The following is a 21,764-nucleotide window of genomic DNA, read 5'->3' on the forward strand; positions in this document are numbered from 1 at the left end:
TGATAATCAACCCATTGATTTGACATGTTTTCGTCGTAGCTCTACGTTTGTATGGTCTTGTCAACCATGCAATTCTTATGAAAACGCTTCAGGCTTCGATCCTCGTCATTCACGTTATCTGTGGTTTCACTGCTTTACTCAGTGGATTGGTACCTATGATTGCCCGCAAAGGGGGTCGCTTACATAACTTCTGGGGACTGGTATATTACTGGGCCATGTTTGGCGTATTCATTACGACGGTGGGCCTGTTTGTACTGGATCCGCTTTCGCTGAAAATGCAGTTCTTTCTACCCGTAGCCGTCGGTAGCTTTTACCAGACCTTTACCGGAAAACGAATTTTATTACGCAAAAAATCAGAGACACCACCTGCCCGACTGGACTGGGCCGCGATGTACGGCGTGAGCTTCTTCGGGCTGGTAACACTTGCCTGGAGTATCCAGCGATTTATGGTACAACAACCTTACCAAGGCATTCTGTTTCTATTCCTGACCGCTCTTTGCCTGGCCAATGGCTGGAACGATTACAAGGTATTTAGTGGACGGGTACAACCCCAACGCATGCACTGGTTTTTTACGCACCTGGGTCGAATGCTGGCTTCGTATGCCGCTACGCTAACCGCCTTTCTGGTCAATGTAGGTCCCCGTTTCTTACCCGCTGATATGCCTTCTTTCGTCAATCTCTTGCTATGGGTTGGTCCGGGTGTAACCGTTGGCTTCTTCATTAGCCGACTCACGAAACAGTACCGCAAAAAGATGGGCTTGACGGCTCCCTCCGCCTCCGCTACACCTGCCTAATCGTTTACTGATACGGTTTCAAACTCCGGGCATAACTTTTATGGAAAAACTATCATTTCCATTAGCCCCGAGTTTCCATGTCTATGCCTTCCATTCTTCCCTCCCTGCTGGATAATGACTTCTACAAGTTCACTATGCAGCAGGGAGTTATTCGGCTCTTTCCATCAGCCCGAGCCCGTTATCAATTCATTAATCGGGGAAAACACGCGTTTCCGCCCGGCTTTGCCAAAGCCTTACGTGAAGCCGTTGATGCCATGGCTTCTCTGCAACTGACCCGCGAAGAGAAACACTTCTTACGAGTTACCTGCCCCTATCTTGATCCCGTCTATCTGGATTTTCTGGCGGGATACCGATATAATCCTGAAGAAGTACACATTACCCAAACCGGCGAAGCACTGGAAGTACGCGTTGAAGGCCTGTGGTACCGTACCATTTTGTGGGAAGTACCACTCATGTCGCTAATCTGTGAGCTGTATTATCAACTGAATCATCTGGAACGAATTAGTGATGCGGAAGTAATAGAAAATACCCGCCAGAAGATTGAAAATTACCGCGACCTGAACGTTACGGTGGCTGAATTCGGTACCCGTCGTCGCCATTCGTACGGAGTACATCGCTTGGTCTTACAGGCTTTACAACAGTACGGGGCGGGTTCATTTGTCGGAACCAGCAACGTGCACATGGCCATGCTGTATCAGACCAAACCCATTGGTACGCACGCCCACGAATGGTTTATGTTCCACGCAGCCCGGTACGGTTTTAAGATGTCGAATGCTTTAGGACTGGAACACTGGGTACAGGTCTATCGCGGGGATTTGGGCATTGCCCTATCGGATACGTACACAACGGACGTCTTTTTCCAGCAGTTTGACAAGATGTTTTCCAAGCTTTTCGATGGGGTCCGGCACGACAGTGGCGATCCGCTCGAATTCGCCGATAAAGTCATCCAGCATTACCAAGGCATGGGGATCAATCCGCTGTCGAAAACCATCACTTTCTCCGATTCGCTCAATTATGAAAAAGTCGCACGCATTGCCGAACACTGTCGGGGTCGCATCGGCATGTCGTTCGGCATCGGTACCAGTCTGACCAATGACGTCGGCCCTAAAGCCATGAACATTGTGATTAAAATGACGGAAGCCCAGCCGGGTGAAGGGGAATGGACCGAGGTCGTCAAGCTATCCGACGAAAAAGGCAAATACACGGGCAGCGAACGGATGATTCATCTGGCCAAGGAAATCCTCCACATCGAATGAGAAGTACGTAGTGAATATCAAGATTTTCCACCGATCCAGCCATGAAAGAAATTGAATTAAGTACGATTGAAGCCTACCTCACTCTCATCAAGCAGAGTAAAGAAGAACACAGCCAGCAGGGTTACTCGATTGATTTTCTGTTTCGCGGACAAACGTTCGATCATCCCCTGCTTCCCAAGATTTGCCGCCTGAAAGCCAAAGGCGACATTTTGCAGGTGGAACAAACGCTTTTACAGGAGTTCAAGCGAACGAATCCACTGCTGATTGAGCCGCATCGTCCCATGGACGACTGGGATTACCTCACGCTCGGCCAACACTTTACCTTACCCACGCGTTTGCTCGACTGGTCGAACAATGCCCTGACGGCCCTGTGGTTCGCTACGGGTGAATCGCTGGTAGCCTCGCCGTATAGTGTAGTCTGGATTTTAATGGCTCAGGAAGAGGATTTTGCGGCCAATCTGGAAACGATGCATCCTTTCGATGTGCCACAAACCAAGCTGGTACGACCCCGGATTATCAAGCAACGGATCAATAACCAGTCGGGTGTATTTAGCGTCGCGTCGTCTCAGGAACTACTGACCAAGCAGTACATGAACGAAATCGACTCGTATACGGAAAAGTTGATCAAGGTAAAAATTCCGTCCACCTGCTTGAAGCAAATTCGTACCGATCTGGATACACTAGGCGTCAATGCGTTCTCGATTTTCCCGGAACTGGAAGGGCTCTGTACCTATCTCCAATGGCGTTACTTTGAATAATGAAAAAGGCGGAGAACGAGTCGTTCTCCGCCTTTTTCATTTCATTCTATCGTTACTTATTCTTTTCCGGAATTAAATACGCCTTTGGGATCGGCCTGTTTAACCGAAAGCTGTTCAATGAAATTGAAGTCGAGGACTTGTACATCCAGTTGCCGGCATTGATGCAGGTGTTCCCAGGCTTTATCGAAATTGTTTCGCTGGTACTCGGCCAGGGCCAGTTTCAGGTACGTCGTGGCGTTGGTCGTATCCAGTTGTACGGAACGATTGAGTAAGGCAAACGCTTCGTCCAGGTCATGAGCCTGACCGGATTGCTGGTGTTGCTGAATGTACAGCGTCGCCAGATCGTCGAGTAACATCGAATTGGCAGAATCGCAGGCGACTCCTTTGCTCAACATACGGATGGCCTCGGTTCCTTGTCCTTTCTGATGGCAAACGACGCCTAAACCCCAGTACGCATCGCTGTTTTTCGTGTTCAGCAACTGGGCCAGGTTGAAGCGATAGCAAGCGGTATCCAGCTCACCTTCGGCGATGTACTCCCAACCACGCTCGGCAAAAAACCGGCTGGCTTCGGCCCGATTACCGAAATTCTCGTCACAGGCCTTTAAAAAGGCTTCGTCTTGTTTGATTTGCTGGGCGGATTTCTTTTTTTCACCCCACAGCGGAATACAGTGCAGGGATGTTTTGTCACTGTCTTTAGCTACCGTCGAACGGGCTTCAGAATTTGATTTGGTTAGGGGGTGGGACTGACTGACAAACTGAGAGGTCTGTCCGAAAACGTTCGGAAACACCCCCAGAATGGTCCACACTACTAAAAGGGCTCTCATCGAATTCACTCTCTCCAATTGGTTTCAGCTTTTTAAACGCTTCTCTTCAGGAATAAGTGTCTGTCGAGGTAGTTTTAACGTAATTTTCTGGAAGTTAACCGTATCAAAAGCGACATTCGTCGCTGCTACCCTGGCTTTTCCTCTATACCTCCGTCGCAACGAAAGTACTAGAATCCCTAAGTTTAGCCAAACGATTAGTCGATTCTTAACTCAAATCATCCCCATCATCAGCTCCGTTTAGGAGCCTTCCTACGAAACGTACGCCTTGGGTACTCGCCGAAAGAAAAACAGGGAGAGAAAGGCCGTTAGTCCGAAAACGCCAGCCGTCAGGTACAAGGGTTGCTGGTACGAGCCGGAGGTTTCAAAGAGCCAGCCCATCACTAGTGGTCCCAGCAATGAACCGCAGTTTTCGAATAAGCTGATGGTACCGTTGATCTTGCCGGCTGCTTTCAAGCCAAAGGACCGAACAATCAATACATTGTACAACGTGAAAACGCCGCCCCAGCTTAAGGCCGCCAATCCTACGGAAGGAATAATTAGACTCGGCGTCAGCGAAGCCAGGCCTACCGCTCCGACCATGAGTCCCAACAGACAGCCGGTAAATAGAGGATATACCGAAACCAGATCTGAAATCCAGGAAATTAGAAATTTACCCACCAGAGCCAGCGTGAAATATAGCGATAACGTCCAGGCCGCCTGCCCAGAATCGAAGCCTACACTTCGTAATTGCAGAAAGAGATTGGAAACCAGTCCCACTATTCCCAGAAACGACAGAAATCCGCAGAGAGCAATCAGCCAGAACAAGGGCGTACGCAGAGCTTCAGCATAACTTTTCCCCGTCTTTACCAGCGATTTTTCCGTATTCCTTTGCCCATACGGTTGCATTCCAGCGGCTTCGGGTGTGCTATACACGACGACAGCCGTATAGACCAAGAGCACTAAAGGCACAAACGTCAGCCAGTGAAAGGCTTCTCGCCAGCCGTGGGTATGGATCAGGCTGGTCAGTATAGGGGGAAAGAGAGCACTCCCCAGACTCGTACCCGCCAGCGTAAGCCCTAGAGCCAATCCCCGTTTTTCCTGAAACCAGGATGAAACCAGAATCACGACAGCCACTGACCCCGCTGAAACGTACGCCAGTCCAAGCAGCACGTGCAGCACGTACAAATCCGTCAGATTTCGGGCGAATCCGTAGCCACCCAGAGCCAGGGCCATTAGGGTTAAACCCGCCAGCAATAATTTTTTGACTCCAACCCGATCAATCAGCCAGCCTGAAAGTAAAATGAACAGGGCCGAGACAGCATACGTAACCGTTTCCCGGGATTTCAGTACGCTCCGACTCAGGTGAAATTCCTGCTGGATGACTTCATCAAAGACCGACAGCGAAGAAGTGGTAAGTCCGTTAATGGTAATCAGAATCAACAACCCGGAAACCGCGATCAACCAGGGATACTGTCGATGAGAGGAGGCCGAAGTATCGGTTAAAGTAGATGTTTGATTCATACATTCGGGAAGCAAAGACGCTTTTTTACTCGTGTCTAGTAAACAGCGGAAAAGATAGATGGTTCCCAGTAGTCTAGTCCTAGCCTAGAGTTTTAAACAATTCATTAAATTTGGTCGTTATATTCAAATAAACATAACGATAACTTTAGACCTATTTTCGTTCCTGCCGCATGAAAAAGTTACTGCTTCTGTCAGGTTGCCTCTTTGGGGCCTGGAACGTGTCGGCTCAAGTAATTTTAAAGGTTACGGGTGAAGTCACTACTCCGCTTCAACTACAGGCTTCCGATCTGAAAGCTCTGCCGCATACGGAAGTAAAAGCCGTAGACAAAGACCAGAAAGAACACCACTACTCGGGCATACCGCTGATTGAGCTACTCAAAAAAGCCGGGGTAACCATAGGCGGGCAACTTCGGGGGGAAAATCTGGTCAAATACGCTCTGGTACGGGCTACTGATGGATACGAGGTCTTGTTTGCCTTACCAGAACTGGATCCGGAATTTAGTACACGAACCATCGTGCTTGCCGATGCCGTAGACGGTACCGCCTTACCGACCGGCGTAGGTCCGTACCGAATCGTAGTCCCCGGCGAAAAGAAACCCGCCCGTTGGATTCGGGAAGTACGGGAAATTGAAATCCGCTTTGCCAAATGATTCTTCTTTGCGAGAGAATGTTTATTTTCACTTTCCATTTGCCGGAAAGGCCGCAACCGGACAGGTAGACTCGTTTTTCTTCTCGTCGATACGTATGCTTCGTTGGTTGATCCTGCTGAGTAGTGCGGTGGTGCTGGCCTTTACCCTCCGCAACGATACTCCCTATACGCTTCCCATTCCGGCTTCTTTTGGGCATCGGTACACGATTCCGGCGGATAACCCGATGACATTAGAAGGTGTGGCTCTGGGGCGTTTTCTGTTTTACGACTCCCTGCTTTCCAAGAACAATACCATCTCCTGTAGCAGTTGCCATCAGCAAAATCGGGCATTTACCGATGGTTTTGCGTTGAGTATCGGCGTGAATGGACGTACCACGGCCCGCAATTCCATGTCGCTGGCGAACCTGCTTTGGGTACGCCATTTCTTCTGGGATGGTCACTCCCCCACGCTGGAAGATCAGGCACTCATTCCCATGGCTCATCCGGATGAACTGGGACTGGCTCCCGAGAAAGCGGCTCGTAAACTGCAACAAACGGCTTTTTATCCCCCAAAATTCAAACGGGCGTTTGGTACGGACTCCATTACGCCCCTGCTGATGGCCAAAGCTCTGGCTCAGTTTGAACGGACGCTGATTTCCGCCCAGGCTCCGTATGATCAGTACCTGAGACATCAGTACACGCTAACCGCCGCCGAGAAGCGAGGACTGGATCTGTTCATGCGAACCTCCGATCCTACCAAAGGTATACGCGGAGCGAATTGCACCCATTGTCACGGCGGAGCCCAGTTTTTCCAGAACGTCTTTCATAATAATGGCCTCGATGCCTCACCGCTCGATCCCGGTCGGCAGGAAGTAACGGGTTTTGACGCCGATTTTGCCCGCTTTCGGGTACCGACGCTTCGGAATATTGCCGTGACGGGTCCGTACATGCACGACGGTCGCTTCCGGACGCTGGATGAAGTCATCGATCATTACAGTGAGCATGTGGCCTCCAGCCGGACGCTCAGTACGGACCTGAAAGGCCCCATGCATCTGACCTCTTCCGAAAAGAAAGATTTAATCGCCTTCCTACATACGCTTACGGACACGGAATTTCTACAGAATCCCGCCTTTAGCAATCCGTTTTTGACGCAATAGTTCGCTATTCGTCCATTTCTTCGGGCCTGGTTAATGAACTGGCGAGCAGACTAATGACGCCCATCGCCAGAAAAGTATTACGGGCTTTTTTGTGTTTGGCAAAACCAAAGAGCCAGGGTGCCGCCAGTGCCAAAAGTCCCGCCGAAAAGTCAATAGCTAAGTGCTTTTTGAAGGGTAACAGTCGCAGTACGCCCCATTCGGCTTTAGTTCCCAAGCTATAAACCAGAGCTCCACTACTCAAGAGACCACACAAGGTGACGGCGGCTTTTTCCTTTTCAAAATCGGCCAGCTTAGGAGCCAGGGCCACAAGCGGCACATACGCATAATCAGCCAGGCCGTGCATGGGCCGTGAAATAGGCTTTTCCATAATCGGGTGTTTTTAGGGTTGGGTTACAGAGGTGTAGAAAAAGCTGTACCTGTGGTTATTGGCGTACTTTATCGATTGGTAGTTCTGAATAGATAGATGCAGTCTTTCGTCCCGCTGAGATGGCTGATCTTTTAGTCCGTATCACGATAAGTCACCTACTACAACAAACCCCATACGCAGGTCTGCGTACGGGGTTTGATAAAATAACCTTAAAGTAAATCTTACTTCTTCAACTTCTCCTGAAACAGCTTCAAAATCCGCTTGTACTCATCCATCCAGCTGGTAGGCTCTACGAATCCGTGGTCTTCCATGGGATAAGCGGCGAGTTCCCAGTTTTCTTTTCGCAATTCAATCAGTCGCTGCGAGAGACGTACAGCATCCTGGAAATGCACGTTTACGTCTACCATCCCGTGGCAGATGAGTAGGTTATCTTTCAGACCAGCGGCGTGATAAATCGGAGAGCTGCGACGGTACGCGAGCGAATCCGTTTGCGGTTCGTTCAGAATATTAGCCGTATAGCCGTGATTATACGCTGCCCAATCGGTTACGGGCCGGAGAGCCGCTCCCGCTTTGAATACGCCGGGTTTGGTGAACAAAGCCATCAGCGTCATAAACCCGCCGTAACTACCGCCGTACATGCCAATGCGTTTGGCGTTGATGCCCAGTTTTTGCGTCAGGTACTTCGCCCCGTCTACGTGATCGTCGAGGTCCTTCCCCCCCATGAAGCGGTAAATGCCCGTTCGCCAGTCGCGACCGTAGCCCGCCGAACCCCGGTAATCCATGTCCAGTACCGTAAAGCCCTGATCCACCAGTAAGTTATGGAACATATATTCCCGGTAATACTGACTCCACCATTTGTGAGCGTTTTGCAGGTATCCGGCCCCGTGGACGAAGATGACCGCCGCCCCGTTTTTCTTCTTCGGTACGTACAGACGGGCGTAAATATCCTGTCCGTCGCTGGCTTTTACTGTGATGACCTGCGGTTCTTTCCAGGCGTAGGATTTGAATTCATCGGAAAGAGAATTGGTAATTTTTTCCGCTTTCGCTCCCGCCTGGTTTTCCTGTAGATACAGTTCCCAGGGTTGCGTAGGCGTTGAATAACGAACGAGCAGTTTCGTTTCATCCGGCGAAAGGCTTACCTCATGGGCTCCCGTACCAGTTGTCAGCTTCACGCGTTCACCGCCCGTAACCGCCATTTTATACCAGTGCTGTTCTCCGGGGTGTACCTCATTCGACTGAAAATAGATCGTCTTTTTATCCTTGGACAGAACCGTTTGTTGTACTTCGAACTTGCCACTCGTGAGCTGCTTGCGTTCGTTTGTACGCAGGTTGATGCTGTACAAATGCGAGTATCCCGTCGCTTCTGACTGAAACAGTAACGTTTCCTTATCCAGCCAGGTCAGTGCATACGAACCGGGGCCACCCACCCAGGCCTCGTCGCGGAGGCGGTCGAGTACCTTCAGTTTCGCCGTAACCGGATCGAGCTGGGCAATCCAGCGGTCTTTGTTATCCTGCGAACGAACGATGACTACGGCATACGTACCATCTTCCGACCAGCTCGTACCGAAAAACTGTACCGGACGGACCTTCGATTTTTTGGACGTGGTATCCGCTTTATACTCCGACAGATATTTAGGCTGCTCCGTAATGCCCGTCAGGTCCTTTGCACTCACTTCGCGGATGGTATCCTTTTCGATGTCGTACAAAAACAACTGATGCGAAGCCAGGGGTGCTCCTACTTTGGTGCGGGCCGGAATGTCTTCCGTGAATCCTGATTCGGTGACGTAGTTAGGCACAATCGTGCTCTTCGCTCCTGCCGCCGATTTTACCAGTTGAAAGGTCACGTATTTTCCGCTGGGAGCTGCCGTGGGAGCCATCAGGTTCCGTTCTTCCAGGTAAAATTCCTTAGGCCGCTTGGGCTGTTCGGCTTTGGTGATTTTAGCGGCGTCCTTTTTCTTATCGGCCCGTTCCTTCAACACTTCAAACATCGCTAATTGATCCGATTTCAACCATTTTTCTTCTTCGTTGGCTTTCGGATCGGCTTTCTTACTACCCGACAAAAAGTTGGTCAACTGATTGATTTCACCCGAAGCCAGGTACATGGAAAACAGGTTCATGCCGCGACGGAAAATCACCTGTCTTTCATCGCTACTGAACGTAGGATTACTTTCGCTTTCAACCGTATTCGTCAGCTGTCGAATCTGTTTGGTAGACAGATCGAGGTAGAACAGGTCCCCATTCTTTTCGTACAGTTTTACGGTTTTCGCCTGATTATACTTCCCCGATTCGCTCGGTATACGCTGCCGATCGGTTACACTTACTTTCGTAATCTTCTTGCTGGTGAGTTCGTAGGCATAGAGCGAATCGCTCTTGGCTCCTTCCGGATTCCAGGAAAAATAAACCTTGGAACCGTCTTCGGCCCAGTAGGGATTACTCGGCGAAACGCCCATCCATTTAGGGTCCCGCATGATCTTTTCGACGGTCAGCGGCCCCAGTTTTTGGGCCATGACAGGTAGGGCAGGTAGGCTTAGAAGCAGACCCAGTGAAAGGGCCCGGACGTTAGGAAGATGAAACATACAATGGGATGAACGCAGCATCGGGCTGCTTAGCTGTTTACCGAAGTGCTAATGAATGCCTTAAAAATACGGGATCGTGCGTATTTCTAACGTCTTTGGCGACTAAACCTTATTTCTTACAGGTCAAAAAGCCCATTTCCAAAATCAAGCTAGTCATTCGTTTGGATGCTGCCCCAAATGATTTCTCTCACGCTAGCCATTCATTGGTCGCTTTTGTGCTGTTTCCCAAGGCTTTTTGCGACCTTTGTGTTTTCGTTGGAAGGAATAAGAAGATGACGTTCGAAGATTTTAACCTCAATCGGCAATTGCTCAATGCCGTAAGCGAGGCCGGATATGAGCAACCCACCGACATTCAGGAACAGGCCATTCCGCTGGTTCTGGCGGGTCACGATGTATTGGGGATTGCTCAGACTGGTACGGGCAAAACAGCGGCTTACGTCCTACCCATTCTGTATAAGGTCAAGTACGCTCAGGGTTCGGCACCACGGGCTCTGATCCTGGCTCCGACCCGCGAGCTGGTCATGCAGATTGGCGATGCCATTGAGCAATTGGGCAAATATACCGATTTGCGGACGCTCTGTCTGTACGGCGGACTCGGCCCCAAAACGCAAATTGAGGCTCTTACGGTTGGCGTGGACATTCTGGTCAGTACGCCGGGCCGCTTCATGGATCTCTACCTTCGCGGCGACATCATCACCAAAGAACTAAAAGTGATGGTACTCGATGAAGCCGACAAGATGATGGATATGGGTTTCATGCCGCAGATCCGCCGGATTCTCGAAATCATTCCCCGCAAACGGCAGAACCTGTTGTTTTCGGCTACCTTCCCGGAAAAAGTAGAGAAGTTTTCGTTCGAGTTTCTGGAATTTCCGACCCGTATTGAAGTAACGCCGCAGGCAACGACGGCAACGACGGTGAATCAGGTCATTTATTCCGTACCGAACCTGCACACGAAAATCAATCTGCTGGGTTACCTCTTACAAGACCCCGCGTTTCAGAAGGTGATGATTTTCGTTCGCTCGAAGGAAGTCGCCGATAATATTCACAAATTCATTTCACGGAAGGTCTTCTCGGAAGAGGAAGTTCGGGTCATCCATGCCAACAAGGGCCAGAATACGCGAATCAACGCCATGCAGGCCTTCCGGGATAATACAATCCGGGTACTGGTGGCGACGGACGTGGCCGCCCGAGGGATTGACGTGCAGGAAGTTACGCACGTTATTAACTTCGACGTACCGCTGATTTACGAAGATTACGTCCACCGGATCGGTCGGACCGGACGGGCTTTCCGTACCGGTGAGGCTATCACCTTCGTTACGGAAGCCGAAGAATACCACATTGAGAAAATTGAAAAAATCATTGGTCAGGAAATTCCGGTGGAATTCTTACCCGAAGCGGTCGAAGTAACCAATACGCCTTTTCAGGAACGGCAGGACATGCTGCGGGAAGTGGATGACCAACGGAAGAAGGCCGATCCGACTTTTAAAGGAGCTTTCCACGAGAAAAAGGCCAGACCCTGGCAGAAAGCTCAGGCCGCCGGTCGGCCCGGCAGTAAATCCGGCGGACCCAAAGCCAGCAAACCAGGCGGACGGCCCGGACCCAAAAATTCGGGCGGCAAAAAGCCCACCAGCGGACCAAAACGAGGCAGACGATAAAAGCTCACCCCGATCTGAAATCGGAGTGTAAGGGTTTCGCGTCTGAGACGCTTCACCACGGCTTGTCCTGATCTGTGATCGGAGCAAGCCGTGACTGTACCCTAATAAAACTGAATGTTCAGCGACTGTCCACCCGGCCAGGCTCCGAACACTTCTTCAGCTTTCCGGTAACGAAAGGTGAATATTTCCCGCAGTTTATCTTTCGCTATGATCGCGTGAGCGATATCCCCCAGAATCCAGAAAGGTAGCCGGTAATGCACGATGTCGGTCATTTCCACGCCGCCCGCAATCTCCCGAAAATGGTGCTGGTGATGCCACAGACTGTACGGTCCAAACCGCTGTTCGTCCACAAAATAAGCATGATCTTTTACGTGGGTAATCTCCGTCATCCAATACAGCGGAATGCCGAATAAGGGCTTTACGGTATATTCAATGATTTGTCCGGCGTACATCCGGTCGCCGTGGTGGTGGCTTCGGATATCAAAGCCCATCGTGGACGGTGTTATATTTTTAAGATTTCCGGGCTGACTAAAAAAATCCCAGGCCTGATCCAGCGTAATGGGTAACTTCTGAATCGTTTTCAGTGAATAGGTGCGGGACATAACGTAGGGATTGGTTCGATTGTACTCATCGAACAATTAACCCTACCAAAAGTTACAATTCTGTCGTAATTTGCATTGAACGTTTTTTCTGAAACGTTTCTTTAATGTTTAGTACGTTTTACTCGATCTTTTAATTTCTGTATCCACCATGACTGCACTGGAAATTGTTCAACACTATTATACCTATTTCAACGACAAAAACTGGCAGGGGATGCTAAGCCTGGTAGATCCTGAAATCCGTCATGAACCCAACCAGGGTGATGCCCGCATCGGCATCGAGCAGTTTACCAAGTTTCTTGAGCACATGGATGAAAGCTACGAAGAAACTTTAACCGATCTGGTCTTTTTCAGCGAACCTACGCAAACGCGGGTGGCCGCTGAATTCGTAGTGAATGGCGTTTATAAAAAGGGGGAAGACGGTCTGCCCGAAGCTCGTCATCAAACCTACGAATTGCCCGCTGGAGCTTTTCTGGAAGTGAAAGACGGAAAAATTACTCGCGTTACGACGTATTACAACCTGCCCCTCTGGATTCAACGCGTTTCGTAGTCTAAAGGCATTGCGGTGGGGCGTAACTTTTGCAGCTTCACGCCCAACCCAGATTTTTCCTGATTCTATGCATTTCATTCATAAAACTGGACAGGCAATTGAAGAAGTATTCGATGACCTGGCCCATTTACGTATTGCAGTATTCCGAAGTTTCCCGTACCTCTATGAAGGCTCCCTAGCGTACGAAAAAGCGTATTTGCAGACCTATACGAAGACGGAGCGTTCCTTCCTGTTTGCGGCATATGACGGCAATCAGATGATCGGAGCCACCACCTGTATTCCCCTGGAAGAGGAAACCGCCGAGGTTCGTCAGCCGTTTGAAGAAGCGGGCATGGATATTCGTACTGTTTTTTATTTCGGAGAAAGTATCCTCCTGCCCGACTATCGGGGTCAGGGATTGGGGCATCGTTTTTTTGATGAACGGGAAGCCCATGCTCGCAGCTTTGGTACGTTTCAAACGGCCTGCTTTTGTTCCGTGGTTCGCCCGGACATGCATCCGGCTCGTCCGCATGACTACCGTCCCCTCGACGAATTCTGGACCAAACGCGGCTATCATCGCGAACCTTCGCTGCAAAGCCATATGGAATGGCCCGACGTTGGGGAAACTACCTCAACGGCCAAACCCATGGTGTATTGGCTCAAAGCCCTATCACCCACTACTGCATAAACTCCTGTACCCTTGGAAGTAACGATTGCCGCTGCTCAATATCCGATTACTGAACACGTTGATTTTCTAGCCTGGCGTCGGCATACCGAACGCTGGGTAGCCCAGGCTGCCGGGCAAAAAGCCCAACTGTTGATATTTCCCGAATACGGGTCGATGGAACTGGTGAGTCTGTTTTCGGAAGACATTCGCCAGAACATCCGCCAGCAGGTCCGGGAAATGGACGCTTTACGGGCCGATTTCTGTACGGTTTTCGCTGAACTGGCCCGCCAATACGGCGTCAGTATCGTGGCTCCGAGTTTTCCGGTACTCCTGAAAAAAGAACTGGTCAATCGAGCCTACGTTTTCTCGCCCAAAGGCCTCGTGGGATATCAGGACAAATTTTTCATGACCCGTTTCGAAAATGAGCACTGGGGTATTTCGAGTGGTGAAAAAGAACTGACCATGTTTGAAGCGGACTGGGGCCGCTTTGGTATTCAGATTTGCTACGACGTTGAATTTTCGCTGAGTTCGCAGTTGCTCTGTAACCTGGGAGCTTCACTAGTGGTAGCCCCAAGCTGTACCGAAACCATTCGCGGAGCTACGCGGGTACACGTGGGTGCCCGGGCAAGAGCTTTGGAAAATCAGTGTTATACCGTCGTTTCGCAGACCGTGGGAAATGCCCTTTGGTCACCCGCGGTGGATATTAACTACGGATTTTCTGCTTTTTACTCGACCCCTGATACGGGTTTACCCGAAGAAGGAATCATTGCTTCGCATACGCCGCAGGCCGAAACCTGGCTGATACAGACGCTCGATTTTTCAAAAATTGAGGAAGTACGAAACAACGGAAGCGTTTTCAACTTCAAAGACCACCGGCGATTGTACGGTGGCTTTATGGAAGATCAGGTGAAACTGCACCGAGCGATCCTTTAATTTTATGTCCGTAACGGTGGTTACGGACTTTTTTATGGGTAAACGTTACGATCCGAAAAGCTCGTAAACATCTTTATTTATTCCGTTCCAGGTAACCGTAACCTACGCTTCACTGTCATTGTTAGGGAAAATAGCGTCCTTGGATGGACTGAACGGGTTCCTCAACTGAAGAATAAGGTTTACTTTGCCACTGCTAAACCTAGACTTCTTCAAGTTATGCCCTCTTTTTCCAGACCCTGGTCTCGCCAAACATCCATCCTTTCGGCTTGGATGGCCCTTAGTTTATTCTTTTGTTCAGCGATTTCTACTTCTGCTCAAAATCCTGCGATTCAAGTAGATCTCAAGCAGGAAATTGCCCCCATGAATCCCGTATGGGCCTGGTTTGGGTATGACGAACCCAACTATACCTACATGAAAGACGGGCAAAAATTATTAACGGAACTAGCCCAATTAAGCCCCGTACCCGTTTATGTCCGAACGCATAGTCTGTTAGTAACGGGAGATGGTAAAGCGGCCCTGAAATGGGGTTCTACTAATGCGTATACCGAAGATGCCAACGGGCAGCCCATTTATAACTGGGCCATTGTGGATAGTATTTTCGACAGTTATGTGAAGCGAGGCATGAAGCCCCTGGCTCAGATTGGCTTTATGCCGCAAGCCTTGTCCACGCATCCGGAACCGTATCGGCATTACTGGAAGCCAGGCGACCCCTACACGGATATTATTACGGGTTGGGCCTATCCACCCAAGGATTACAATAAATGGCGGGAATTGGTCTATCAGTGGGTCAAACACTCGGTCGAACGCTACGGCCAGAAGGAAGTGGAAAGCTGGTACTGGGAAGTCTGGAACGAGCCCAACGGGCATTACTGGAAAGGTACGCAGGAAGAATTTCTGAAGCTTTACGACTACGCCGCCGATGGTTTGAAACGGGCCTTGCCGACCGCCAAAATCGGGGGCATCAATATTGCGGGTACGCGGGGCAAGGGAGCCACTGAGTGGACTAATAACTTTATCAAGCATTGCATTTCGGGTACCAACTACGCTACCGGAAAGAAGGGTTCGCCCGTGGATGCCATTCTGTTTCACGCCAAGGGGCAGCCTAAACTAGTGGATGGCTCGGTCCGTATGGACATGTCCGCCCAGTTGAATGACATCAAGACGGGTTTTGCGATTACGGCGGCGTATCCCGAGACCAAAGATTTACCCATTATTATCGGTGAATCGGACCCGGAAGGTTGTGCGGCCTGCGGTATGGCAACGAATCCCGAGAATGCGTACCGGAACGGCACCATGTACTCCAGTTATACCGCCGCGACGTTTGCCCGAAAGTATCTGCTGGCGGATCTGGCTAAAATCAACTTTCTGGGTGCCGTGTCCTGGTCCTTTGAATTTGAAGATCAGCCCTGGTTCTACGGGTTTCGGGATTTAGCTACGAATGGCGTTGACAAGCCGGTTTTGAATGTGTTCCGCATGTTTGGGATGATGTCGGGAAAACGGGTCATGGCTCAAAGCAATCGCATGTATGCGTTGGCAGATGTTCTGAAATCAAGCGTCCACGGACCAACCTCCGATATTGGAGCCCTGGCGACCAGTGATCAGAAAACCGCAGCCGTGATGGTCTGGAACTACCACGATGACGACAAACCAGGACCTATGGAAACCGTCAACCTGGAGATCGCTCACGTTCCGGCCCGCAAAGCAACGTTGCGTATCTATGTAATTGACAAGGAAAATAGCAATTCCTACGAGGCCTGGAAAAAGATGGGTTCTCCGCAAAAGCCCAGTTCCCAGCAGATTGCGGCTCTGGAAAAAGCAGGAAAATTAAAATGCCTGGTTACGCGGAAAGTAAAAACCGTCGATGCGAAAGTCTCTTTGCCCATTACGCTGGAACGGCAGGCCGTAGCTCTGGTCAAGCTGGATTGGTAGGCAGGATTATACTACTCAAAAGCCATGCGGGAAGAATGGAAATGCTCTTTTCCCTTCTTCCCGCATGATTACTCACTCCGATCAGCCTACTAACCGGATTCCCGTCACCTTTTCAATCGCGTCCCAGATTACGGTTACGGCGGCGTTCCAGGCTTTTTCGATGGTTACCTGAGCAACACCCTGCAGCGTTTTCAGAAAGTTCAGTACCATATCCTGTAAACTGTCCAGAAAAAACTCCCGGGTTTCTTCCGTGATTTCACCCGTCGCAATACCCGCCGTAATCAGGACCGACTGCTGGGCGATGGCTTTTAGCTGCCGATCCCGAAAACCCTGAATGGTCGTCACATCTTTACCCAGTACCGCGGATACCGCCGTGCTGATGTCTTTCATGAGTTGCGTAATGTCCAGCTCCATGGGTGCGTAAGGTTAGCGTTCCAGAAAGTTTTCGTATGTAAGAGCCTGATCCAGGTAAATCTTCACCTGTCCTTTAAATGCTTGGCTTTCAGTCAGGGTTAGCCCCTGCTTTTGGTCCGTGTTCCGCATTTTCACGAGCGTTTCGTAAATTTTTCGTAAGGCCGTAGCACTCGGTATTTCGCCCTCTTCAAGTACCGGAATGCCTCGTTTCTGTAGGGCTTCGTTTACTTTCGTTTTGATCTTGTTACGGGGAACGGGCCGGGCATCGGCCTGCAAGGCCAGGGCGTCGAAATTACCAATCAGGCGATTATACTCGGGCAGGCGTTCGGGAAAACTGGCCGCTTTGGTTCCCCAGGCGTAAAAGGCAAAGAATTCCATCACCGCCTTATTCTGCTCCACTAAACCCGCGACTAAGGCTTGATTATGTTGCGGAGCCAGTCGCACGGTGCACCCCGTCAAAAATCCCAAACTAATTCCGAGAATCAGCACTATTTGTACGATTGACTTCCGCCGCACGCTAGTAAGAAGTAAGGCCATAGGGGTTTGTATTGACCAGAGTTTAGATAGAATAGCATTTTCTCCGCCAGCTTGGCTTCGAAGGTTGTTTTATACGTTGCAGGACAGCTCATTCATTTCCTGATTACTAAAATAACGCATTCTGCTCCTGATCTCCATCCATGCCCCTGACATTTCCCTGCCTAAGTTGCCCGCATTACCAAATATCTTTTAACTTTCGCCGCTCTAAATCGTTTTGGATGTAATATGACTCATCAGTACGACTTCCTTGTGATCGGTTCGGGTATTGCCGGGCTAAGTTATGCGACCAAACTGGCTCGTTATTTTGAAAGCCGTCAGGAAGCGGTTTCCATTGCCATCATTACCAAAGTTCAGGCCGACGAGACCAATACCAAATACGCCCAGGGCGGCATTGCGGCAGTGTGGTCCAAAGAAGATTCCTTCGACAAACACATCGAAGATACCGTGGACGCCGGCGATGGCCTCAACAAACGCGATATTGTAGAAATTGTAGTCAAAGAAGCCCCCGCCCGTATTCAGGAACTGATTGATTACGGAACGCGGTTCGATCGCCACGGCGAAGACTATGACCTGGCCCGCGAAGGCGGCCACTCCGATCACCGGATTCTTCACTTCAAGGATATTACCGGAGCTGAAATCGAGCGGGCCTTACTGGAAGAAGTACAACGCCACAGCAGTATCCAGATTTTTACGCATTATTACGCCGTCGAACTCATCACCCAGCACCATCTGGGCGAAACCGTTTTGCGGTACCGCGAAGACATCAAGTGCTTCGGAGCGTACGTATTGAATACGCAAACGGGCGAAGTCGATAAGTTTCTGGCGAAAACGACCATGCTGGCGACGGGTGGCATCGGGAACATCTACCAGAGTACCACGAATCCAACCATCGCAACCGGCGACGGCATTGCCATGGCGTACCGGGCCAAGGGGATTTGTGATAACATGGAATTCATCCAGTTTCACCCCACCAGCCTGTACCAGCCCGGTAAGAAGCCTTCGTTCCTCATTTCGGAAGCGGTACGCGGCTTTGGCGGTATTCTGAAAAACGCGGACGGCTCGACGTTCATGGAACAGTACGACCCCCGCCTTTCCTTAGCCCCCCGCGACATTACGGCCCGGGCCATCGACTCCGAAATGAAACGGAACGGTACCGATCACGTCTATCTGGATGTGCGGGACGCTGATTACGAAAAATTTCTGGAACACTTCCCCAACATTACACAACATTGCCTGGATTTAGGCATTGATATTCGGACCGATATGATTCCGGTTGTACCCGCACAACATTATCTTTGTGGGGGGGTTCGGGTGAATGAATGGGGACAAACCAATATTCATTTCCTTTACGCCGCCGGCGAATGCTCGTGTACGGGGCTACACGGGGCTAACCGTCTGGCTTCTAATTCCTTGCTGGAAGCCGTGGTATTCAGCCACCGGGCTTTTTTGCATACAATTGAAGAGTTGTCACAGGCTCTTATTCCGGACGATGTGCCCGACTGGGATGACTCCGGCACGACGCATCCGGAAGAACAGGTACTGGTCACGGAAATGACGCGGGAGCTTAACAGCATCATGTCCAATTACGTGGGCATTGTGCGTACCAACCGACGCCTACGCCGGGCTTACGAACGGGTAGAGTTACTGTATCGCGAACACGAACAATTGTATCGGGAATCAAAAGTTTCAGTACCGATTTGTGAATTACGGAACATGATTAACGTTTCGTATCTTGTGATAAAAATGGCCATGTCCCGCCGCGAAAATATCGGGCTCCATTACAATCTGGATAATCTGAAGTAAAAGCGTCTCTCTGATTTGGGCTGCATTGGCTCATCAACAACCCTGACATGAAGAATTTTCGTTTTCTGGTAAGTGTGCTGGCGAGCCTCCTGAGCCTGTCGGCCCTTGCTCAAACCAACCTGGACGTCAATGCCTTTGAAGGCAAGCTTCCCGGTGCTACGCAGATTCTGGATGTTCGTACCCCTTCGGAATACGAACGCGGCTATTTACCCAATGCCCAGAACATCGACTGGAAACAGCAGGCTTCTTTTGCCGAGCAGGTAGCGAAGCTTGACAAAAACAAGCCCGTGCTGGTGTATTGCTATTCGGGCGGTAGAAGTGGACAAGCGGCCGAGTACTTGGCGAAAGAAGGCTTCACAGAGGTTTACAACCTTGATGGCGGTTACCTGAAATGGACCACCGCCAACAAAACCGTCGTTGCTCCGAAAGAACGCCCGGCCATGGTAGCAGCTCCTACCGGAAAAGCCGTACTCGATCAGACACTGAAAGACAACAAAGTAGTACTCGTTGATTTCTACGCCGTCTGGTGCGGTCCCTGCAAACAGCAGGATCCGATTCTGCAAAAACTTAAGAAAGACTGGACCGGGAAAGTAGCCGTTTTAAAAATTGACGCCGATCGCGACCCGGACGTCGTTAAACAGTTTCGGGTGGATGCCATTCCTACGCTCATTCTCTTTAAAGACGGTAAACCCGTCAACCGCCTCGTAGGCTTCCAGGATGAAGCCCAGCTTCGTAAAAAGGTCGAAGGCGTATTATAATTTTTCTGGCCGATCGGAACCCCGCGTTTTGGTCGGCCTTCTTGTGAAGCTTCGTTTCTGCCCCCATACGGCTGGTTGTCTAATTACTTAACTTTGCGGCTATCAAGCCAACTTTTACATGGATCATAAACACCTGGACAAGGTGAGTGCTGCGGGGCTCCTGATTGCCCTGGGTATCATTTACGGAGATATTGGAACCTCTCCGCTGTACGTAATGCAGGCTGTCGTGGGTGAAAACCCCATTTCGGAACGCCTCGCTCTGGGAGCCGTTTCCTGCGTATTCTGGACGCTGACCCTGCTTACCACCATTAAGTACGTCATTCTTATTTTACGGGCCGATAACCGGGGTGAAGGCGGGGTTTTTGCCTTGTATACGCTGGTGCGGAAGCACGCCCGCTGGTTAACCATTCCCGCCATCATTGGTGGTGCGGCTTTGCTGGCCGATGGTATCATTACCCCCCCTATGTCAGTGGCTTCGGCCGTTGAAGGGCTGGAGATGCGGTATCCACACCTGGAGCAGTATATCATTTACATTATCCTGGTGATCATCACCATTTTATTCCTGATTCAGGCACTGGGTACGCAGCTGGTAGGTCGCTCGTTCGGACCATTCATGTTCATCTGGTTTAGTATGCTGGGCTTTTTCGGGGTACTCTGGATCTCTCATGACTGGACGATTCTGCGGGCCATCAGTCCCTATTATGCCTACGACATGCTGGCTCACGAGTCGGGCGGTTTCTGGTTGCTGGGTTCAGTATTTCTTTGCTCGACGGGTGCGGAAGCTCTGTACTCCGATATGGGGCACTGCGGTCGGGGCAATATCCGGGTATCCTGGATTTTCGTCAAGCTTTGTTTAATGCTTCAGTACTTTGGTCAGGGAGCCTGGCTCATGGAGCATACGGGCGAGTTTCTGCGGGGTCGCAAGCCCATTTACGAAATGATGCCCGAGTGGTTCTTACTGCCCGGTATTACGATTGCAACCATGGCAGCCATCATCGCCAGTCAGGCTCTGATTACGGGATCGTTTACGCTGATTTCGGAAGCCATTCGTCTGAACTTCTGGCCTAAAGTAAAGCTTCGGTATCCTTCTAACGAGAAAGGACAATTGTACGTACCCAGCGTAAACTGGCTGCTGTGGGCGGGCTGTATGGGTGTCGTGCTTTATTTCCGTGAATCGACAAACATGGAAGCAGCTTATGGTCTGGCGATTACGCTAACGATGCTGATGACCACTATGCTGATGGCGTATTACCTGTATACGCACCGCTTTCATTTCTACGGCGTCATTCTGTTCCTGGTCGTATACCTGAGTATTGAGTTCTCCTTCCTGCTGGCCAACCTGCTGAAATTTACGCACGGTGGCTGGGTATCCCTGCTGATCGGTACCACCATTGCCGGGGTAATGATTATCTGGTTACGGGCTTTCAACATCAAAGCTCGTCTGACGGAATACGTGAAACTTTCGGATTACACGGAACCACTGAAAGAGCTCAGCCGGGATATGTCGATTCCCAAATACGCTACCCACCTGATTTTTATGTCGAATGCTTCGCGGGTCAGTGAAATCGAATCGAAAGTCATTTATTCTATTTTTCAGAAGCGTCCCAAGCGAGCTGACATTTACTGGTTCGTCCACGTAGATACGGTGGATGATCCGTATACCATGGAATATAAAGTCAACGTAATTGCTCCCGATGATGTTATTAAGGTGACGTTCCGACTGGGTTTCCGGGTAGAACAACGTATTAACCTATATTTCCGGAAAGTAATTCAGGACATGGTGAAACGGAAAGAAGTGGATATTACCAGCCGGTACGAATCCCTGAACAAGCAGAATGTAATCGGTGATTTCCGCTTCGTCGTACTGGAAAAATTCCTGTCTTTCGAAAATGATCTACCGTTCTGGGAGCGTATTACCATGCAGGCGTACTTCTACATCAAAGCGTTCACTACTTCCGAAGACCGCTGGTTCGGACTGGATAGTTCGGCCGTGAAGATTGAGAAAGTGCCTCTGATCATTCGTCCAGCTCAAAACTTTGACCTCAAGCGGGTTACGGATTAAGTTACGTACTGAATTTCT

20 protein-coding genes are annotated in these 21,764 nt (G+C 50.2%); 13 read left to right on the plus strand and 7 right to left on the minus strand.

The window, feature by feature from the left end:
• The first annotated feature begins 77 nt into the window (after window positions 1–77).
• The 3 genes from BWI97_RS04835 to BWI97_RS04845 all read left to right on the plus strand — a co-directional run bounded on the left by BWI97_RS04835 (window position 78) and on the right by BWI97_RS04845 (window position 2,808).
• Complete coding sequence (locus tag BWI97_RS04835) at window positions 78–794, plus strand: hypothetical protein (protein ID WP_094816433.1); 717 nt, start codon at window positions 78–80, stop codon at window positions 792–794.
• 83 nt (window positions 795–877) lie between these two features.
• Window positions 878–2,050, plus strand: a complete 1,173-nt coding sequence (pncB, locus tag BWI97_RS04840) for a nicotinate phosphoribosyltransferase (protein ID WP_233207753.1) — start codon at window positions 878–880, stop codon at window positions 2,048–2,050.
• A 41-nt stretch (window positions 2,051–2,091) separates the two neighbouring features.
• Window positions 2,092–2,808 carry an FRG domain-containing protein gene (locus tag BWI97_RS04845; protein ID WP_102200231.1) on the plus strand — a complete coding sequence of 239 codons (717 nt, stop codon included), beginning with the start codon at window positions 2,092–2,094 and terminating at the stop codon, window positions 2,806–2,808.
• 56 nt (window positions 2,809–2,864) lie between these two features.
• On the opposite strand, the gene BWI97_RS04850 is transcribed toward BWI97_RS04845, so the two are convergent.
• Both BWI97_RS04850 and BWI97_RS04855 read right to left on the minus strand, forming a co-directional pair.
• A complete protein-coding gene (locus BWI97_RS04850; protein WP_094816429.1) occupies window positions 2,865–3,632 on the minus strand; it encodes a M48 family metallopeptidase in 768 nt (255 codons plus the stop codon).
• 249 nt (window positions 3,633–3,881) lie between these two features.
• On the minus strand, window positions 3,882–5,132 hold the full coding sequence (locus BWI97_RS04855) for a nitrate/nitrite transporter (RefSeq protein ID WP_102200232.1): 1,251 nt from the start codon (window positions 5,130–5,132) through the stop codon (window positions 3,882–3,884).
• A gap of 170 nt (window positions 5,133–5,302) precedes the next feature.
• Here BWI97_RS04855 and BWI97_RS04860 point away from each other — a divergent pair, with 170 nt between their 5' ends.
• Window positions 5,303–5,782, plus strand: coding sequence for a molybdopterin-dependent oxidoreductase (locus BWI97_RS04860; RefSeq protein WP_233207754.1), 480 nt, complete (start codon window positions 5,303–5,305; stop codon window positions 5,780–5,782).
• A gap of 94 nt (window positions 5,783–5,876) precedes the next feature.
• A complete protein-coding gene (locus tag BWI97_RS04865; protein ID WP_102200233.1) occupies window positions 5,877–6,917 on the plus strand; it encodes a cytochrome-c peroxidase in 1,041 nt (346 codons plus the stop codon).
• 4 nt (window positions 6,918–6,921) lie between these two features.
• On the opposite strand, the gene BWI97_RS04870 is transcribed toward BWI97_RS04865, so the two are convergent.
• Complete coding sequence (locus BWI97_RS04870) at window positions 6,922–7,284, minus strand: hypothetical protein (protein WP_094816421.1); 363 nt, start codon at window positions 7,282–7,284, stop codon at window positions 6,922–6,924.
• A gap of 221 nt (window positions 7,285–7,505) precedes the next feature.
• Window positions 7,506–9,860 carry a prolyl oligopeptidase family serine peptidase gene (locus tag BWI97_RS04875; RefSeq protein ID WP_102200234.1) on the minus strand — a complete coding sequence of 785 codons (2,355 nt, stop codon included), beginning with the start codon at window positions 9,858–9,860 and terminating at the stop codon, window positions 7,506–7,508.
• A 272-nt stretch (window positions 9,861–10,132) separates the two neighbouring features.
• Between BWI97_RS04875 and BWI97_RS04880 the strand changes: the two genes are divergently transcribed.
• Window positions 10,133–11,515, plus strand: coding sequence for a DEAD/DEAH box helicase (locus BWI97_RS04880; RefSeq protein ID WP_102200235.1), 1,383 nt, complete (start codon window positions 10,133–10,135; stop codon window positions 11,513–11,515).
• Window positions 11,516–11,616: 101 nt separating this feature from the next.
• Here the strand turns inward: BWI97_RS04880 and BWI97_RS04885 are convergent, their stop codons facing one another.
• Complete coding sequence (locus BWI97_RS04885; RefSeq protein WP_102200236.1) at window positions 11,617–12,117, minus strand: SRPBCC family protein; 501 nt, start codon at window positions 12,115–12,117, stop codon at window positions 11,617–11,619.
• 148 nt (window positions 12,118–12,265) lie between these two features.
• On the opposite strand from BWI97_RS04885, the gene BWI97_RS04890 reads away from it, so the two are divergent.
• The 4 genes from BWI97_RS04890 (at window position 12,266) to BWI97_RS04905 (ending at window position 16,172) form a co-directional block, all read left to right on the plus strand.
• Window positions 12,266–12,664, plus strand: coding sequence for a nuclear transport factor 2 family protein (locus BWI97_RS04890; protein WP_102200237.1), 399 nt, complete (start codon window positions 12,266–12,268; stop codon window positions 12,662–12,664).
• 67 nt (window positions 12,665–12,731) lie between these two features.
• The gene (locus tag BWI97_RS04895; RefSeq protein WP_094816469.1) at window positions 12,732–13,331 is read left to right on the plus strand and encodes a GNAT family N-acetyltransferase; all 600 of its coding nucleotides are present in this window, start codon (window positions 12,732–12,734) and stop codon (window positions 13,329–13,331) included.
• Between the two features lie 12 nt (window positions 13,332–13,343).
• On the plus strand, window positions 13,344–14,243 hold the full coding sequence (locus BWI97_RS04900) for a carbon-nitrogen hydrolase family protein (RefSeq protein WP_094816413.1): 900 nt from the start codon (window positions 13,344–13,346) through the stop codon (window positions 14,241–14,243).
• 270 nt (window positions 14,244–14,513) lie between these two features.
• Complete coding sequence (locus tag BWI97_RS04905) at window positions 14,514–16,172, plus strand: beta-xylosidase (protein WP_102200238.1); 1,659 nt, start codon at window positions 14,514–14,516, stop codon at window positions 16,170–16,172.
• Between the two features lie 81 nt (window positions 16,173–16,253).
• Here the strand turns inward: BWI97_RS04905 and BWI97_RS04910 are convergent, their stop codons facing one another.
• On the minus strand, window positions 16,254–16,586 hold the full coding sequence (locus BWI97_RS04910; protein WP_102200239.1) for a hypothetical protein: 333 nt from the start codon (window positions 16,584–16,586) through the stop codon (window positions 16,254–16,256).
• 12 nt (window positions 16,587–16,598) lie between these two features.
• A complete protein-coding gene (locus tag BWI97_RS04915; protein ID WP_102200240.1) occupies window positions 16,599–17,123 on the minus strand; it encodes a hypothetical protein in 525 nt (174 codons plus the stop codon).
• Between the two features lie 225 nt (window positions 17,124–17,348).
• Between BWI97_RS04915 and nadB the strand changes: the two genes are divergently transcribed.
• The 3 genes from nadB (at window position 17,349) to BWI97_RS04930 (ending at window position 21,746) form a co-directional block, all read left to right on the plus strand.
• Window positions 17,349–18,926, plus strand: a complete 1,578-nt coding sequence (gene nadB, locus BWI97_RS04920) for an L-aspartate oxidase (RefSeq protein ID WP_094816405.1) — start codon at window positions 17,349–17,351, stop codon at window positions 18,924–18,926.
• Between the two features lie 47 nt (window positions 18,927–18,973).
• Entirely contained in the window at window positions 18,974–19,684 is a 711-nt protein-coding gene (trxA, locus tag BWI97_RS04925; RefSeq protein ID WP_094816403.1) for a thioredoxin, read from the plus strand.
• Window positions 19,685–19,802: 118 nt separating this feature from the next.
• On the plus strand, window positions 19,803–21,746 hold the full coding sequence (locus tag BWI97_RS04930; RefSeq protein ID WP_094816401.1) for a KUP/HAK/KT family potassium transporter: 1,944 nt from the start codon (window positions 19,803–19,805) through the stop codon (window positions 21,744–21,746).
• The last annotated feature ends 18 nt before the right edge of the window (window positions 21,747–21,764 follow it).

Origin of the sequence: Siphonobacter sp. BAB-5405 (genome assembly GCF_002872335.1) — a bacterium.
Classification (GTDB): Bacteria; Bacteroidota; Bacteroidia; order Cytophagales; family Spirosomataceae; genus Siphonobacter.

Bases quoted from the DNA above. Each gene is read 5' to 3' on its own strand.
- BWI97_RS04850 (WP_094816429.1), bottom strand. From the start codon at position 3,632: ATGAGAGCCCTTTTAGTAGTGTGGACCATTCTGGGGGTGTTTCCGAAC.
- BWI97_RS04870 (WP_094816421.1), bottom strand. From the start codon at position 7,284: ATGGAAAAGCCTATTTCACGGCCCATGCACGGCCTGGCTGATTATGCG.
- BWI97_RS04875 (WP_102200234.1), bottom strand. From the start codon at position 9,860: ATGTTTCATCTTCCTAACGTCCGGGCCCTTTCACTGGGTCTGCTTCTA.
- BWI97_RS04915 (WP_102200240.1), bottom strand. From the start codon at position 17,123: ATGGCCTTACTTCTTACTAGCGTGCGGCGGAAGTCAATCGTACAAATA.
- BWI97_RS04910 (WP_102200239.1), bottom strand. From the start codon at position 16,586: ATGGAGCTGGACATTACGCAACTCATGAAAGACATCAGCACGGCGGTA.
- BWI97_RS04845 (WP_102200231.1), top strand. From the start codon at position 2,092: ATGAAAGAAATTGAATTAAGTACGATTGAAGCCTACCTCACTCTCATC.
- BWI97_RS04865 (WP_102200233.1), top strand. From the start codon at position 5,877: ATGCTTCGTTGGTTGATCCTGCTGAGTAGTGCGGTGGTGCTGGCCTTT.
- BWI97_RS04855 (WP_102200232.1), bottom strand. From the start codon at position 5,132: ATGAATCAAACATCTACTTTAACCGATACTTCGGCCTCCTCTCATCGA.
- nadB (WP_094816405.1), top strand. From the start codon at position 17,349: ATGACTCATCAGTACGACTTCCTTGTGATCGGTTCGGGTATTGCCGGG.
- pncB (WP_233207753.1), top strand. From the start codon at position 878: ATGCCTTCCATTCTTCCCTCCCTGCTGGATAATGACTTCTACAAGTTC.
- BWI97_RS04905 (WP_102200238.1), top strand. From the start codon at position 14,514: ATGGCCCTTAGTTTATTCTTTTGTTCAGCGATTTCTACTTCTGCTCAA.
- BWI97_RS04930 (WP_094816401.1), top strand. From the start codon at position 19,803: ATGGATCATAAACACCTGGACAAGGTGAGTGCTGCGGGGCTCCTGATT.
- BWI97_RS04835 (WP_094816433.1), top strand. From the start codon at position 78: ATGAAAACGCTTCAGGCTTCGATCCTCGTCATTCACGTTATCTGTGGT.
- BWI97_RS04890 (WP_102200237.1), top strand. From the start codon at position 12,266: ATGACTGCACTGGAAATTGTTCAACACTATTATACCTATTTCAACGAC.
- trxA (WP_094816403.1), top strand. From the start codon at position 18,974: ATGAAGAATTTTCGTTTTCTGGTAAGTGTGCTGGCGAGCCTCCTGAGC.
- BWI97_RS04885 (WP_102200236.1), bottom strand. From the start codon at position 12,117: ATGTCCCGCACCTATTCACTGAAAACGATTCAGAAGTTACCCATTACG.
- BWI97_RS04895 (WP_094816469.1), top strand. From the start codon at position 12,732: ATGCATTTCATTCATAAAACTGGACAGGCAATTGAAGAAGTATTCGAT.
- BWI97_RS04880 (WP_102200235.1), top strand. From the start codon at position 10,133: ATGACGTTCGAAGATTTTAACCTCAATCGGCAATTGCTCAATGCCGTA.
- BWI97_RS04860 (WP_233207754.1), top strand. From the start codon at position 5,303: ATGAAAAAGTTACTGCTTCTGTCAGGTTGCCTCTTTGGGGCCTGGAAC.